The 15,723-nt window shown below is 63.9% G+C and carries 13 protein-coding genes; 2 read left to right on the top strand and 11 right to left on the bottom strand.

The features are described from left to right. Positions 1 to 319: 319 nt before the first annotated feature. The 9 genes from rlmN to BMYO_RS10370 form a co-directional block, all read right to left on the bottom strand. On the bottom strand, positions 320 to 1,489 hold the full coding sequence (gene rlmN / locus BMYO_RS10410) for a dual-specificity RNA methyltransferase RlmN (protein WP_094668394.1): 1,170 nt from the start codon (positions 1,487 to 1,489) through the stop codon (positions 320 to 322). Between the two features lie 138 nt (positions 1,490 to 1,627). Continuing rightward, positions 1,628 to 2,614 carry a phosphatidate cytidylyltransferase gene (locus BMYO_RS10405; RefSeq protein ID WP_094668393.1) on the bottom strand — a complete coding sequence of 329 codons (987 nt, stop codon included), beginning with the start codon at positions 2,612 to 2,614 and terminating at the stop codon, positions 1,628 to 1,630. Between the two features lie 34 nt (positions 2,615 to 2,648). Then, positions 2,649 to 3,200: a ribosome recycling factor gene (frr, locus tag BMYO_RS10400; protein ID WP_094668392.1), complete on the bottom strand. Its 552-nt coding sequence runs from the start codon at positions 3,198 to 3,200 to the stop codon at positions 2,649 to 2,651. A gap of 105 nt (positions 3,201 to 3,305) precedes the next feature. Next, on the bottom strand, positions 3,306 to 4,046 hold the full coding sequence (pyrH, locus tag BMYO_RS10395; RefSeq protein ID WP_094668391.1) for a UMP kinase: 741 nt from the start codon (positions 4,044 to 4,046) through the stop codon (positions 3,306 to 3,308). Between the two features lie 230 nt (positions 4,047 to 4,276). Next, entirely contained in the window at positions 4,277 to 5,131 is an 855-nt protein-coding gene (gene tsf / locus BMYO_RS10390) for a translation elongation factor Ts (protein ID WP_094668390.1), read from the bottom strand. Between the two features lie 78 nt (positions 5,132 to 5,209). Continuing rightward, entirely contained in the window at positions 5,210 to 6,049 is an 840-nt protein-coding gene (gene rpsB, locus BMYO_RS10385) for a 30S ribosomal protein S2 (protein ID WP_094668389.1), read from the bottom strand. A gap of 329 nt (positions 6,050 to 6,378) precedes the next feature. Further along, positions 6,379 to 6,864 carry a peptide deformylase gene (def, locus tag BMYO_RS10380; protein ID WP_094668388.1) on the bottom strand — a complete coding sequence of 162 codons (486 nt, stop codon included), beginning with the start codon at positions 6,862 to 6,864 and terminating at the stop codon, positions 6,379 to 6,381. A gap of 5 nt (positions 6,865 to 6,869) precedes the next feature. Beyond that, the gene (locus BMYO_RS10375; RefSeq protein ID WP_094668387.1) at positions 6,870 to 9,002 is read right to left on the bottom strand and encodes a long-chain fatty acid--CoA ligase; all 2,133 of its coding nucleotides are present in this window, start codon (positions 9,000 to 9,002) and stop codon (positions 6,870 to 6,872) included. A gap of 26 nt (positions 9,003 to 9,028) precedes the next feature. Further along, complete coding sequence (locus BMYO_RS10370; RefSeq protein WP_094668386.1) at positions 9,029 to 10,156, bottom strand: GuaB3 family IMP dehydrogenase-related protein; 1,128 nt, start codon at positions 10,154 to 10,156, stop codon at positions 9,029 to 9,031. Between the two features lie 137 nt (positions 10,157 to 10,293). Here BMYO_RS10370 and BMYO_RS10365 point away from each other — a divergent pair, with 137 nt between their 5' ends. Next, positions 10,294 to 11,514, top strand: coding sequence for an NADP-dependent isocitrate dehydrogenase (locus BMYO_RS10365; RefSeq protein WP_094668385.1), 1,221 nt, complete (start codon positions 10,294 to 10,296; stop codon positions 11,512 to 11,514). A 210-nt stretch (positions 11,515 to 11,724) separates the two neighbouring features. Next, entirely contained in the window at positions 11,725 to 13,572 is a 1,848-nt protein-coding gene (locus BMYO_RS10360) for a substrate-binding domain-containing protein (RefSeq protein WP_094668384.1), read from the top strand. Here the strand turns inward: BMYO_RS10360 and BMYO_RS10355 are convergent. Then, positions 13,542 to 14,468 (bottom strand): M23 family metallopeptidase, encoded by a 927-nt coding sequence (locus BMYO_RS10355; protein WP_233428263.1) that lies wholly within the window; start codon positions 14,466 to 14,468, stop codon positions 13,542 to 13,544. The two genes, BMYO_RS10360 and BMYO_RS10355, sit on opposite strands and share 31 nt — an antisense overlap. A 162-nt stretch (positions 14,469 to 14,630) precedes the next feature. Then, positions 14,631 to 15,482 carry an SDR family NAD(P)-dependent oxidoreductase gene (locus tag BMYO_RS10350; RefSeq protein WP_094668383.1) on the bottom strand — a complete coding sequence of 284 codons (852 nt, stop codon included), beginning with the start codon at positions 15,480 to 15,482 and terminating at the stop codon, positions 14,631 to 14,633. Positions 15,483 to 15,723: the final 241 nt, after the last annotated feature.

Here is a 15,723-nt window from a genome sequence, read left to right as displayed (position 1 = left end):
CAATTTCGGACGCGCTCCGCGCGTGCTCCGCTGGCTCGCCTGCCGGCTCGCACGTTGCCTACAAACAGCTCCGCTGTTTGCTTCACGGCAACGGCCCCGCAATTTCGGACGCGCTCCGCGCGTGTTCCGCTGGCTCGCCTGCCGGCTCGCACGTTGCCTACAAACAGCTCCGCTGTTTGCTTCACGGCAACGTCCGTCAGAGGGACCGATGCCACTTAGATAATTACGAGACGGACCACTGGCGTAAGACGCAAAAAAGCCCCTCTTTGGAGGGGCTGAATGATGCTCGGAGCAACCGCGCCGAGTTTATCGCTCGTGACTATCGCTCCTTGGCGGCGAGCTGTCCGCAGGCGCCGTCGATGTCCTGACCGCGGGTGTCACGCAATGTGGCGGTGATGCCCGCGGCATGCAGGATTTCCAGGAACCGCGCCTCATCTTCGGGCTTGGATGCGGTCCACTTCGATCCCTCAATCGGATTGAGCGGAATCGGATTCACATGCGCCCAGTCGTCGCCATAGTGGTTGAGCCGCTTGGCGAGCAGCTTGGCATGCTCGGCCTGATCGTTGATGCCGCGCATCAGGGCGTATTCGATGCTGACACGACGCTTGGAAGCCAGCCAGTAGTCGTGCGCCGCGTCCAACACCTGCGTGGTGTTGAAACGACGGTTCATCGGCACGAGCTCGTCGCGCAGCTCATCACTCGGCGCGTGCAGCGAGACGGCCAGACGCACCGGGATGCCCTCCTCGGTGAGCTTTCTGATGCCAGGCACCACACCCACGGTGGACACGGTGATGTTGCGCGCCGAGATGCCGAAGCCCTCGGGCGGCATCGCGGAAATCTGCCGTACGGCGGAGAGTACCGACTTGTAGTTGCCCATCGGCTCGCCCATGCCCATGAACACGATGTTGCTCAGGCGGCCCGGGCCGCCGGCCACCACGCCGTCGCGCATCATCTTGGCCGCCACGCACACCTGCTCGACAATCTCGCCGGCGGACATGTTGCGGGTTAGGCCCATCTTGCCGGTGGCGCAGAACGGGCAGCCCATGCCGCAGCCGACCTGCGAGGAGATGCACAGCGTGGTGCGCGTTGGATAGCGCATGAGTACGGATTCGATGAGCGAGCCATCGAACAGCCGCCACAGCGTCTTGATGGTGGTGCCTTCGTCGGCCACCTGCCGGGTGACCTCGGTGATGAGGTTCGGGAAGAACGCGGCGGCCGCCTCGTCGCGCTTGGCGGCGGGGAAATCGGTGAACTCGGCGGCGTTCACGTCGAAATGCCCGTAGTAGTGATTGGCGAGCTGCTTGACGCGGAATTTCGGCAACCCCAACTCGCCGGCCTTCTCGATGCGCTGTTCGGGCGTCATATCGACGAAATGCAGCGGAGGCTTGCCGCGACGGGCGTGGTCTTTGGACAGCACGTCACGGAAGGCGCCTTGGGTGCCGCCGGGCGTGATGCCGGTTTCCGGGGTTTCGTTGTCCTGGATGGTCATGGCTGTTCGCTTCGCTTCCGATGATCCGATGATGCATGAGATGCGGCAATCACGGCAGATGCCAAGGTGATTACCGATGTGATGCCTATGTGATGGCAGTTGATGAACGAGATAAGGGCGCAGGAGCGTCGTCCGGCATCACAGTCCGGTGACCCACAACAGCGCGCAGGTGAACGGCGCACTCATAAGGATGGAGTCCACGCGGTCCATCACGCCGCCGTGCCCTTTGAGCAGGTGGCCCATGTCCTTGATGCCGATGTCGCGCTTGAGCATGGAGGCGCACAAATCGCCGAATGTACCGACGGCGCCGATAAGGATGCCGGCCACGATGGGCACCCACCAGCGGGAGGCCCAGGTCGTGCCGTCATAGGTGCAGGCGAACACCGCGAAGGCGCCCGCCATCGCGAACAGCATGGAGCCGATGAGCCCTTCGACGGACTTCTTCGGCGAGATGCGTGGAGACAGCTTGTGCTTGCCGAGCCATGCGCCGGCGAACAGGCCGCCCGTGTCGGACAGGGCGGGCAGGAACACCAGCATGATGGCGTGTGCCACAGGATGATCGCTGAAGGTCAGCGGGATGATGATGCAGCTGGCGAGAAGCGGGATATAGAGCACGGTGAGCACGGAGACGGCCACATGGCTCAGCCGCGAGTGGTGCAGTTCCCCTCCCTCATGGTTGAAGGAGGATTCCAGTCGGGCGCTGGCATCGGTGCTGGAGAGCTTGCCGGCAACCGCCAGAGACAGGCGGTTGCCGAAACTCAGTTTGGCGCTGGCGGAAATCGCCACCAGGATGATGGAGACGATGATGCTCAGCGACATGGTGATGAGATGGTACGGCGAATAGTAGGTGGCGATAAGGGTGAAGGCCGAGCACACCCAGAGCATGAGCACCGGGATGTGCAGCCCGACGGTGGCGAAGTCCACGCGCAGCTCCCACAGCGCCAGAATCATGAACACGACGACCAGTAGCACGAACAGGTCGATGCTGAACAGCAGGGCGCCCACGATTATCGCGATCAACACCACGGCCGTGCCGATTGCCTGTGGCATGTTGCGGCCGGTCCTCTTGTTGATCTGGTCGAGCGTCTCTTCGGCCTCGGCATGAAGTTGTTCGTTGCGTTCCATAATCCTCCGTACCCGGTCTCTCGGCGGTGCCGAATCAGACCTCCATGATCTCCTTCTGCTTGGTCTCGAGCAGGGCGTCGATCTCGTCGGTGACGTTCTTGGTCGCCTTGTCGAGGTCCTTGAGCAGACGATCGCCCTCGTCCTCGCCCATGTCGCCATCCTTGACGGCCTTGTCGATGGACTCCTTGGCCTTGCGGCGGATGTTGCGCACGGCCACCTTGCCGTCCTCGGCCTTGCCCTTGGCGAGCTTGACGTACTCCTTGCGGCGGTCCTCGGTGAGCTCCGGCATGGTCAGGCGGATGACGTTGCCGTCGCGGTTCGGGTTGATGCCGAGGTCGGAGTTGCGCAGGGCCTTCTCGACCGCCGCGGCCTGGGAGGCGTCGAACGGGGTGACGGACAGCGTGCGCGGCTCCGGCACGCCGATGGAGGCGACGGCCTTGATCGGGGTCGGCGCGCCGTAGTAATCGACCATGATGCCGTTGAGCAGCGCCGGGTTGGCACGGCCGGTGCGGATGCCCGCGAAGTTCTCCTTGGTGTTCTCGATGGTCTTGGCCATCTGTTCCTTGGCCTGATCGATAAGGGACATATTCAACTCCTTGTGATGTGTGTTCGTCCGGTGTTCGTCGGTGAACGCTTGATATCTGATTGTAGGATCGCAGTCAATGGCGACGTGCGGTCATGACGGTTGGCGTCAGTCGGCCACACGCGATTCGGCGGAGGAGACCAGCGTGCCGATCTCCTCGCCCAGCAGGGCGCGGGTGACGTTGCCGGTGCCCTCGAGACCGAAGACACGGATGAGCTTCCTGTTGTCGCGGGCCATGGACAGTGCCGAGGCGTCCATAACGGCGAGGTTGTCCACCAGCGCGCGCTTGTAGCTCAGGGTCACGAAACGCTTGGCATTCGGGTCCTTGCGCGGGTCGGCGGTGTACACGCCGTCCACGCCGTTCTTGCCCATGAGCACCTCCTCGCAGTGAATCTCGAGGGAGCGCTGGATGGAGACCGTGTCCGTGGAGAAGTACGGCATGCCGGCACCGGCGCCGAAGATGACCACGCGGCCCTTTTCGAGGTGGCGGATGGCCTTGAGCGGGATGTACGGCTCGGCGACCTGACCCATGGTGATGGCGGTCTGCACGCGGGTGGCCTGGCCTTCCTGCTCGAGGAAGTCCTGCAGGGCCAGGCAGTTCATCACGGTGCCGAGCATGCCCATGTAGTCGCCGCGGGAGCGGTCGATGCCGGCCTGCTGGAGTTCGGCGCCGCGGAAGAAGTTGCCGCCGCCGACCACGATGGCCACCTGCACGCCCTGCTTGACGGCCGGGACGATTTCCTCGGCGATGCGGCGGACCACCTGGGTGTCGATGCCGACCTTGCCGCCGCCGAATGCTTCGCCGGAAAGCTTGAGCAGCACCCTGCGCGGCTTGTCCTGTTCAGTCATATTGTGCCTTTCCCTCAAAAAACCGGAAGTGCCTGAAAATATCCAGTAGATAAGCGTATCGGCTCACGACGACACCCCGCGCATCGACACCCGCTCGCACCGACGGAAATACGCGGGAAAGGCTTGGAGATTCATGCGGATACGGGAAAGCGCCATCCAACCTCGATACCGGGTTGGATGGCGCTTTCCGGCAATCACGCTAGGGGCGTAAGGCGGACCTTAGTGAAAGGTCACTCCTCCTCGGCGCCCTTGCCGACCTCGATGCGCACGAAGGCGGTGGCGGTGCCGCCGACCTCCTTGAACAGGTCGCCGACGGTCTTGGACGGGTCCTTGACGAACGGCTGCTCGAGCAGGACGACCTCCTTGAAGAAGGCGTTGAGACGACCCTCGACGATCTTCGGGACGATCTTCTCCGGCTTGCCCTCGGCCAAGGACTTCTCGGTGGCCACGCGACGCTCGGACTCGACCACATCGGCCGGGACGTCCTCGCGGGTCAGCCACTGGGCGCCCATGGCGGAGATCTGCAGGGCGGCCTCGTGGGCCACGGCGGCACCGGCCTTGTCGGTGGCGATCATGGCCACGATGCTCGGCGGCATCTCGGCGGACTTCTTGTGCGCGTAGATCTCGACGTGCTCGCCGGAGACCTTGGCGTACTGGCCGATCTTGACGTGCTCGCCGAACAGGGCGGCGGCCTCTTCGACAGCGACCTTGACGGTGGAGTCGCCGGCCTCGGCCTCCTCCAGCTCCTGGGCGGTGCTGGCGTCGGCGGCCACGGCGTAGCCGAGGACCTCATCGGCGAACTCGACAAACTTCGGGGTCTTGGCCACGAAGTCGGTCTCGGAGTTCAGCTCGACGGCGTAGCCGGTCTCACCGTTCGCGGTCTCGACGACCTTGGAGGCGATGGTGCCTTCCTGGGCCTTGCGGCCTTCGCGCTTGCCGGCCGCGGCGATGCCCTTGGCGCGGATGATTTCCTTGGCGCGAGCGACGTCGCCCTCGGCTTCGGTGAGGGCCTTCTTGACGTCGAGCATGCCGGCGCCGGTGTCTTCACGAACCTGCTTGATCAGTGCGGCGGTAATTGCTGCCATTGATTTTCTCCTTGAGAGTATTGCTTACCCATACATACGATGGGAAGCGCTTATTCAGGCACTTCCCATCGTAGAGCATCACTCGGCCTGCGGGGCCGGGGTCGCGGCGGTTTCGCCCTCGGCGGCAGCCGGAGCGGCGGTCTCGGCCGGAGCCTCGTTGGTCAGGAGTTCCTTTTCCCAAGCGGCCATCGGCTGATCGGAGGCCTCGCCGGCCTCCTTGTTGGCGCCGGAACGCTCGAGCAGACCCTCGGCGACGGCGTCGGCCATCAGGCTGGTGAGCAGCTCGATGCCGCGGATGGCGTCGTCGTTGGCCGGAATCGGGTATTCAACGGTGTCCGGATCGGCATTGGTGTCGACCAGGGCGACGACCGGGATGCCCAGCTTGTGGGCTTCCTCGACGGCCAGGGACTCCTTGGTGATGTCGACCACGAACATGGCGGACGGGGTGCGGCCCATGTTGCGGATACCGCCCAGCTGCTTCTCCAGCTTGTCCTTCTCGCGCTCGAGGAGCAGGAGCTCCTTCTTGGTCAGGCCGGAGCCGTGCACGTCGGAGAAGTCCATCTCCTCAAGTTCCTTGAGGCGGTTGACGCGCTTGGAGACGGTCTGGAAGTTGGTCAGCATGCCGCCGAGCCAACGCTCGGAGACGTAGGGCATGTTCACGCGGGTGGCCTGGGTGGAGACGGCCTCCTGAGCCTGCTTCTTGGTACCGACGAAGAGCACGGTGCCGTTGTGGGCCACGGTGGTCTTGATGAAGTCGTACGCCTTGTCGATCATGTCGAGCGACTTGAACAGGTTGATGATGTGGATGCCGTTGCGCTGGGTGAGGATGAACTGCTTCATCTTCGGGTTCCAACGACGGGTCTGGTGGCCGAAGTGCAGGCCGGCCTTGAGCATGTCGCTCATCGTGATCTGAGCCATGGTATTACTACCTTTCTTGTCGGTTCTTGCCTGGTCATGCGCACCTGCGTGCAGCCTCTCCCCCGCTTGCAGCGGGTTCGTGACCGACCGACACAGGCCGTCGCGAGCATGACGCGAATTTTTGGTGTGCCGGTTGACAATATTGGGGTGGCTTCGAACGCCTGCGACTGCGCTCGTTGCCAGGTGGCACACAAATTTCAAGAATATCACGGGATGTGGAAAAGGCTCCCGCGTCGTGAGACACGGGAGCCTGATGACATGAGGACGTCCGTCCGCCGCTCACCGATCGAAGTAATCGGAGTAATGGATCGGGGTGCGGAGGCCGTCGCCTACTTGCCGCGGTTGCGCATGTACCGCATCGCGGCGCGGCGCTCCTCCTTTTCGAGACGGTCGAGATAGACGTGGCCATCAAGATGGTCGCACTCATGCTGGAGCATGCGGCCCATCAGGCCATGGCCTTCAAGCACAATCTCCTTGCCGTCCAGATCGATGCCGCGCACGCGGGCGTAGTCGGCGCGACGGGTCTTGTACCACAGGCCGGGCACGGACAGGCAGCCCTCGTCGCCGTACTGCTCGCCGGAGGTCTCCTCGATGACCGGATTCAGGATGTAGCCCACCTTGCCGTCGATGTTGTACGAGAAGGCCCGCAGGCTCACACCGATCTGGTTGGCGGACAGGCCGGCGCGTCCGGGGTCGTTCACGGTTTCGAGCAGGTCGTCGACCAGCCGGCGCACGGCCGGGGTGATCTCCTTGATCTCGTCGCATGGGGTGCGCAGCACCGGATCGGGAACGACCCTGATCTCACGGATTGCCAATTGGTTTACTCCTCGTTCTTCGTGTTCTTCTCGTTGGATTGGGTGGGTTGGGCAGTCTCGTCCGCGGAGCCATCGGAAACGGCGGAATCCGTGGCTTCAGAAGCCTCGGCCTCGGCGTCGTGTCCGCCGTCCTGTTCGATGTCGCCCTTCGCCTTCTTGATCTTCTCGGACACACTGGCCAGCGAATCCGACACGCTGGTGCGCACCTGCTCGGAGGCCTGCTTCATCTGCTCCGAAGCCTGACGCACCTGTTCGGAGGCCTTCTTGACCGTCTCCTGGGTGCTGTCCAGGATCTTCACGGTGGCTGGCAACGGCTTGGCCGTACCGGCCTTCGGGGCGTACAGCTCGTCCTCGATGATCGATTCATAACGCTGCAGCACCTTGGCGCGCACGACCTTCAGGCTCGGGGTGAGCGTGCCGTTGGCCTGGCTGAACTCCTCGTCCAGAATCGCGAACTTGCGCACCGATTCGGCGCGGGAGACGTTGGCGTTGGCTTGATCCACGTATTGCTGGATGAAGGCGCGCACCGCGTCGTTGCCACGGGCTTCGTCGAGCGTCATGTTCGCGTCGAGGCCCTGACCCTCCAGCCAGGAGCGCAGCATGTCGGGCTCGAGCTCGATGAGCGCCGAGACGAACGGCTTGCCGTCGCCCACCACCACGGCATGCGCCACGATCGGGCAGCTGTTGATGATGTCCTCCATCGGCGCGGGGCTGATGTTCTTGCCGCCGGCGGTGATGATGATGTCCTTCTTGCGACCGGTGATGAACGTGAAGCCCTTGTCGTCCAGACGTCCCAGATCGCCGGTCTTGATCCAGCCGTCCGCGGTCATCGTCTGCGCGGTGAGTTCGGGCTGCTTGTAGTAGCCGAGGAAGACGTTCGGGCCGGTCAGCTCGATCTCATCGTCCTCGCCGAGACGCACGCCCATGCCGGGGCCGGGCTTGCCGACCGAACCGACCTCGTTGTCATCCTCCCAGTTGACGAGCATCGGCGCGGCCGTTTCGGTCATGCCGTAGCCCTGGATGAAGGTGATGTCGTCCATGCCGTTGAAGAAGTGGGCGAGATCCACGTTGAGCGGCGCGCCGCCGCAGGCGAGCCAACGAAGGTTCGGGCCCAACGCCGATCGGATGGACTTGCCCACCGTGGCCATGAAGAACGAGTGGCGGATGCGTTCGATGATGGAGTGCCCGCGACCGTCCTGCTCGTCCTTGCTCCACTTGACGAAATGCTTGACGGACTGCGCGAAGATACGTCCCTGGATGCCGGCGCCGGCTTTCTGCGAGGCGGCGTTGTACACCTTCTCGAACACGCGCGGCACGCCCAGCAGATACGTGGGCTTGAAGCTGCGGATGTCCGCGAGCAGGTGTTTGGCGTTGGGGATGTACCCCACCACGCCGCAGCCGCCGATGGCTACGTACTGGATGTATCGGGCGAAGCAATGCGCCAACGGCAGGAACAGCAGCAGACGATTGTCGTCGTAGAGCATGCCGCGCAGAATCTCGTAGCCGTTGAGCACGATGTGCGTGTAGTTACGGTTGGAGAGCATGGCGCCCTTGGGCTTGCCGGTGGACCCGGAGGTGTACACCACGGTGAGCAGGTCGTCCGCCTTGATGCGGGCGATGGCCTGCTCGAGCGTCTCATCCGAGACGCCCTCGCCGAAGTCTGCCACCGCATCGAGCCCGTCCGCTTGGAAATTGAAGACGTACTTCATGGACGGATGGTCGGCGCGGATCTGCTCGAGCGTCTGGGAGCGCTGGAAATCGCCGGCGAAGGCGATGACGGGATTGACCTCTTCGACGATGCTGGCGGTCTGCTTCGCGGAATCGGTCTCGTAGATGGGCACGACCACTGCGCCGATGGCGGCGCAGGCGAAGTCCGTGATGCCCCACTCGTAGCAGGTCGGCGAATAGATGAGGACCATGGTTCCGGGCTTGATGCCCAGACCCAGCAGTCCCCTGGCGACCTCGCGCACGCGGGAGAGCATTTCGGATGCGGTGGCGCTGCGCCACTGGTGGGTCTGCTCGTCCTGCCACTCGGCGATGGTGTCGTCCGGGGTGCGCGCGGCGCGCTTGGCCAGCAGGGAGAAGACCGTATCCTCGTCGGTCGTCACATACCTGGGTGCTTCAACTAGTTCACGCATGTTCACTACTATACGGCGCGGTTCCCTCAGCGGGCGGAATACGGGGTGACCACCATGCCGCAACGCTGGAAGTTCTTCACATCCACGTAGCCGGTGGAGGCCATGGCGCGCTTGAGGGCGCCGATGAAGTTGGTCTTGCCGTCCGCCTGATGGCTCGGTCCGAACAGGATCTGCTTGAGGGAGCCGACCGTGCCCACCGAGGTGCGGAACCCGCGCGGCAACGTCTGGTGACGGGCCTCGGCGCCCCAATGCGTGCCCTTGCCGGGCGCCTCAGTGGCGCGGGCCAGAGGCGCACCGAGCATCACGGCGTCGGCACCGAGCGCCAGCGCCTTGACGAAGCTGCCGGAGTCGCCCAGGCCGCCGTCGGCGATGACCTGCACGTAGCGGCCGCCGGATTCGTCCATGTAGTCGCGACGGGCCTCGGCCACGTCCGCGATGGCGGTGGCCATGGGGGCCTGCACGCCGATGGTCTGGCGGGTGGCGGAGACCGCGCCGCCGCCGAAGCCGACGAGCACGCCCGCGGCGCCGGTGCGCATGAGGTGCAGGGCCGCGGTGTAGTTGGTGACGCCGCCGACGATGACCGGCACGTCGAGGTCGTAGATGAACTTCTTCAGATTGAGTGGGGTGTGATCCGAGGAGACGTGCTCGGCGGAGACCACGGTGCCGCGGATGACGAACAGGTCAACGCCCGCATCGACCACGGTCGAGTAGAACTCCTGCGTGCGCTGCGGGGAGAGGGCGCCGGCCACGGTGACTCCGGCCTCGCGGATCTCGTGCAGACGCTGCGTGATGAGCTCGGGCTTGACCGGCTGCGCGGCGTAGATCTGCTGGATGCGTGCGGTGGCCTGATTGGCGGGCAGGTCGGAGATCTCCTCGAGCAGCGGGGTCGGATCGTCGTAGCGGGTCCACAGACCCTCGAGGTCGAGCACGCCGAGCGCACCCATCTTGCCCATGTCGATGGCGGTTTCCGGGCTGGTCACCGAATCCATCGGGGCGCTGAGCACCGGAACGTCGAACTCGTAGGCGTCGATCTGCCAGGAGGTGGAGACGTCCTCGGGGTCGCGCGTGCGACGGGACGGAACGATGGCGACGTCATCCAGCGCATAGCCGAGACGGCCCTTTTTACCCAAACCGATTTCAATTTCCTGAGACATGGCTTCAAGACTATTGCCGGGGACGGACGCGGGACGGACGCGCGCCCGGCAGTGTCCATATTGTCGTCACGGAAAGCCGGCCGTTACAAACTTGCGCTAAGACTTGAAACACTTCACACCATCTACAGGGAGGAAACATGGCCAAAATCAAGGTCGAAGGCACCGTCGTGGAGCTCGACGGCGACGAGATGACCCGCGTGATCTGGAAGGACATCAAGGACCGTCTGATCCTGCCGTATCTCGACGTGAACCTCGACTACTACGATCTGGGCATCCAGCACCGTGACGAGACCGACGACCAGGTGACCATCGACGCCGCGCACGCCATTCAGAAGCACCATGTGGGCGTCAAGTGCGCCACCATCACCCCGGACGAGGCGCGCGTCAAGGAATTCGGCCTGAAGAAGATGTGGAAGTCCCCCAACGGCACAATCCGCAACATCCTCGGCGGCACCATCTTCCGCGAGCCGATCGTGATGAGCAACGTGCCGCGTCTGGTGCCCGGATGGACCAAGCCGATCGTGGTAGCCCGCCACGCCTTCGGCGACCAGTACAAGGCCACCGACTTCAAGGTTCCGGGCGCCGGGCGCCTGACCGTGACCTTCACCCCGTCCGACGGTTCCGAGCCCATCCAGCATGTGGTCTACGACTACGGCGAGGACGGCGGCGTGGCCCAGGTGCAGTACAACGTGAACGATTCGATCCGCGGCTTCGCCCGCGCCTGCTTCAACTACGGTCTCAAGCGCCACTACCCGGTGTACCTGTCCACCAAGAACACGATCCTCAAGGCGTACGACGGCCAGTTCAAGGACATCTTCGCGGAAGTGTACGAGACCGAGTACAAGGACCGGTTCGAGGCCGCCGGGCTCACCTACGAGCACCGCCTCATCGACGACATGGTGGCCAGCTCCCTGAAGTGGCACGGCGGCTACATCTGGGCCTGCAAGAACTATGACGGCGACGTGCAGTCCGACTCCGTGGCGCAGGGCTTCGGCTCGCTGGGTCTCATGACCTCCGTGCTCATGACCCCGGATGGCCAGACCGTGGAGGCCGAGGCGGCGCACGGCACAGTGACCCGTCACTACCGCCGCTGGCTCAAGGGCGAGAAGACCTCGACCAACCCGATCGCCTCGATCTTCGCGTGGACCGGCGGTCTCAAGCACCGCGCCGATCTGGACAACACCCCTGAGGTGCGCCACTTCGCCGAAACGTTGGAGAAGGTCATCGTCGACACCGTCGAGGGCGGCCAGATGACCAAGGATCTGGCCATGCTCATCGGCCCGGACGAGCCGTGGCTCGACACCGAGGGCTTCATGAACGCGCTGGACGAGAACCTGCAGAAGGCCCTGGCCGACTGATAACGGACCATGGGTCGGCTGTCGGCGGCATCCCCGGCATCCCCGGCATTCCCGGCACCGCCGATGGCCGACCCACCAGTCCCCTATGACCCTGATTTGTCCCGGATACGCGGCGACCGCACCGCGTATCCGGGACTTTTTCATACACCGCCGACTACTATCGGTATTCAGCTTGTTTCCGACGCCCGTTTGAGGAGGTTTCGTACGCCTATGGTGTTCGCACACCGTCCAGCCACCGCATTCACCGCCCTTGCCGCGACCTGCGCGATGGTGCTTTCGTTGGCATCCTGCGCCTCGAACTCCGACACACACACCAACGACGGCCAGACCACGATCACCATGTCCTCGACGGGCGCCGTGGCCCTGTTCACGCCCTCCGACGGCATCACGCTGAGCCAGCAGACGCCCTTGAACAAGTGGGCGAAGCTTACTCCGGACCTCACCGCGTCGCTGACTGACGCCGGTTTCAAAAAGGACAACATCACGCACACCACATCGGACTCGCTCGACAAGCAGAGCCGCGCCATCCAGGACTATGTGGTGAGTCATCTGTCGGACAAGGGCAAGACGAACGATGCGGGCATCGTCATCGAGCCCGAGAACATGACCCTGCTCGTGGCCCCGGTGGTCGAGGCGGATGCCTCCACCCGCCAGTACGGCGATTACGTAAGCCAGGAGCTGCGCACCACGCAGGACGAGGCCGGTGACGACGCCGACACGTCCGCAAACGGTTCGTCGAACAGTTCGTCAGCCGGTTCGTCGAGCGGTTCGACGTCCGGCTCGACGGATTCCAAGGATTCCGCCGACGCCAAGGATTCCGGTTCCAAGGATTCATCCGGCTCCGCCGCCCGATCCGATGATTCCGATGGCTCGTCCGAATCGTCGGACGACGCATCCTCCGATTCATCGTCCGACGCCACCGACAGTGCGGGCACCGCGGACGACACGCAGGCCGAGGCGGCCGACCGTCTGGTCTCCTCGCTCAAACTCGCCAAGGAATCCGGCATGCATGTGGTGCTGCTGGGCAACAGTATCGAGGGGTACAAGCCGGACGCGTTCGTGAAGTTCACGGACGCGCAGACCATCGGCAAGTTGCAGGCGGAGAAGGTCGTCTCCAAACTCCAGCTCGCCAAGGCCAGCAAGGACAATCCGAAGCGTATTGAGGTGCTGCTGCCCTACACCCCGGTCAAGGACGGCACGTCCGACGACGCATCCGACAGCGCATCGGATGACGCATCCGGCACCGTAGCGGACACGGACGAATCCACGTTCGCCCAGGAGGCGTTCCGCGGCATCTGGCAGGTGCTGGGCGCCTACTACGAAAAGGGCGTGGCGGAAAGCCCCTCGGGCACGCTGGACGCCAATACCACCGAGGACGATTGGCACGCCGTGGCATACGACGCCTCCAAGGAGGGGTCGAGCGCCAAGGTGCTGGCCACGCGGCTGAAGTCGGGCACGGACTCCCCCACCCGCGTGGATGCCGTCATCGCATTGAACGATTATGTGGCCTCCGAGGTGGTCAGCGAACTCAAGGATCTCGGATATACGGGATCGGCTGCGGACATCAACCCGCAGATCACGATCTCGGGCATCGTGGGCAACATCGCCGGCAAGAAGGATCTGGCCCGTCAGGCCGTGCCCGACCCCATCAAGTCACCGGAGAACGATACCGCCGATCAGGATGCGGCCGATGATGGCACCGCCAAGGACGAGCACGACGCCTCCTCGGACAAGACCGACAAGGCCCGCGATTCCCAGTGGCCGCTGGTCACCGGATATGGCGCATACATCTCGAACATTCCCTCCGTGGTCAACGGCAAGCAGTGGATGACCGGCATCGCGAACCGCAAGGTCATCGCCTCCGATATCGCCGATGCCTGCGTGCGGCTCAACACTGGCAAGGCGCTGTCGGGGATGTCCTCGGTGCGCAACGGCGAGGTCGGAGGCGTCGCGAAGGTGCCGATCATCAGCGAACCGCCGCTGGCTGTAAGCGCCAGCAACCTCAAGGCCGCGCTCATCGACCCTGGCTATATCACTCTGGCCGACGCGGGACTGTGACGGGCCGGGTCCGCCCAGTCCCAATCCATCCACGGTCGGAGTAACTCCCCGTCCAGCGGCTTCAACGCGATTTTCCTGTTGCCCGTGTAGCGCTGCGGATCAAGGTAGCCCGTGGCGCTTCTTCTCAGTCCCCAGTGAAGGCAATGGTCCTCGCAATGATCGGAATCCCCTTCCACCGTGGCGACAGGCTGGTTCCGGGACACGCGCGAACCCACGTTGAGCGTGGTGGTCGCCGGCTCGAACGTGGAGGTCACGCCGTTGTCATGCCGTATGCTCACCACATGCTTTCCCGCTACCTTGCCGGCGAAACTCACGGTTCCGGCTTTCGGCGCGACGATTCCGGTACCTTGTTCGGCCATCAGATCCACGCCGCGATGCCCCGGAAGCCAGGGACTTGCGGGACCGTCGAACCGTTGCTCGATTCGTGGTTCCTCGACCGGCCAGCTGTACATCGCCGCGCAACGTGACGGGGTGTCCTCGTCGATTTCGCCGGAACGGTTGTTCTCTCCCGCCATTATTACGGCTTCGGCAACTTCATCGGACAACCACGCAGACGGCACTATCGACGCCGGCATTGTTGATGCCGGCACTGTCGTCACCATCGGCATCGGGCAGATGCCATTCTGCGCCACACTGGCAGAAACAAGCTCCGTCGATGCCGATGCGTCACCATCGCCCTCCGGGGAATTGCCCCCGGAGGGCAGACGATGCGTCATGATGCCCAATGACATGACCAGAGCACAACAGCACACTGCCGTCACTGCGAGCAGCCCGACGACGTACCGATGACGTTCCTCGGTCTGCCGCTGCTCCCACGCATGATGCTTGGCGTGCCGCATGGCCGCCCGTGCGGCCTCGTCGCGCCGCCAATCGAACCAATACCCGTTGTATCGCATATGCCCTCCTTGGTGATGATTGCGCATCGGCGTCTTCGCCGTACGACACCACCTTGGAGGGCGTTTGCCCCATACGTCCAGCCGAACGCGGCCATGTGGTCCCAGCTTGCGGAGTTATCCACATTCACGCCCGGCGAACGTGCTGTGGTCGTTAGTACGTCGTTAGTACACGGAATAACCGCCATCGACCTGCAGGTTGGTGCCGGTGACGTATGAGGAGGCGTCGCTGGTGAGGAACAGCACCGCGGAGGCGATCTCCTCGTTGGTGCCGAACCGGTGCATCGGCACCGGCGCGGTCATCAGGTCGTGCGCCTCGGGCACGATGCGCCCCTCGAAGATGCCGGACCACACGTATCCGGGCGAGATCGCGTTCGAGCGGATGCCATAGGGCGCCAAAGCGGCCGCAAGATAGCGCGCATACTCGTAGATGCCGGCCTTGGACGCGCCATAGGCGGCCACCGGTGAGGGGCCTCCGGCGATGAAGTTCGCGTTATGCGCCGACAGGGACGACGTGAAGACCAGCGAGCCGCCGTGGCCATGGTCGCGCATGATGTGCTGGGCGATCTGGGCCGTCAGATAGGCACCGGTCAGATTGATGTCGATGGTTTTCTGCCAGACCTCGTACGGCTCGTCCGCATCGTCGCCGGGCACGTTCACGCCGGCATTGATGAACGCGACGTCCACGGTGCCGAGCTCGTCGATCAGTGACGTCTTCAGCGCGTCCACCTGTTCCCGGTCGGACACGTCGCAGTACAACGGTACGACGTTGGTGCCATAGCGCTCGGACAGTTCCTTCGCCAGTGGTTCGAGCACGTCCTTGGTGCGCGGCAGATCGACGATGGCCACGTCGGCGCCCGCCTCGGCCCATGCCGCCGCTACGTTGCGGCCGAGACCGCCGGCGCCGCCGGTGACGAATCCCTTCTTGCCCGTCAGGGAGAAACGGTCCATGATGCGGTGGTCCGGTTCCTTCCATTGATCGAGCGGATACTGATCGAAAATCGTGGCGTCCGCCATGATGTTCCTCCGTTGTTCGGTGCTGCGGCATCCGCGCCGCTGCCGTTACGGCGAGCCTAACATAGGGAGGCATCGGTTAGACACTGCGACGGGCGCTCGAGTCGTGACGGCTGAGGCCATCGCAACCGTGGACAGTTGGTGCGGCGTCCGGGAGGAGTTCTCGGAAGACCCCGTTGGTCGCCGTGATGGTTGCGGAGTGCGAATCATTGCGACACGCCGGAGAGTCCCTGCAAGTTGCATT

The organism is Bifidobacterium myosotis (assembly GCF_002259745.1).
In the GTDB taxonomy this organism is placed as follows: Bacteria; Actinomycetota; Actinomycetes; order Actinomycetales; family Bifidobacteriaceae; genus Bifidobacterium; species Bifidobacterium myosotis.
Note: the sequence above shows the minus strand (reverse complement) of the source record. Positions and strands in the feature narration are given on the sequence as shown.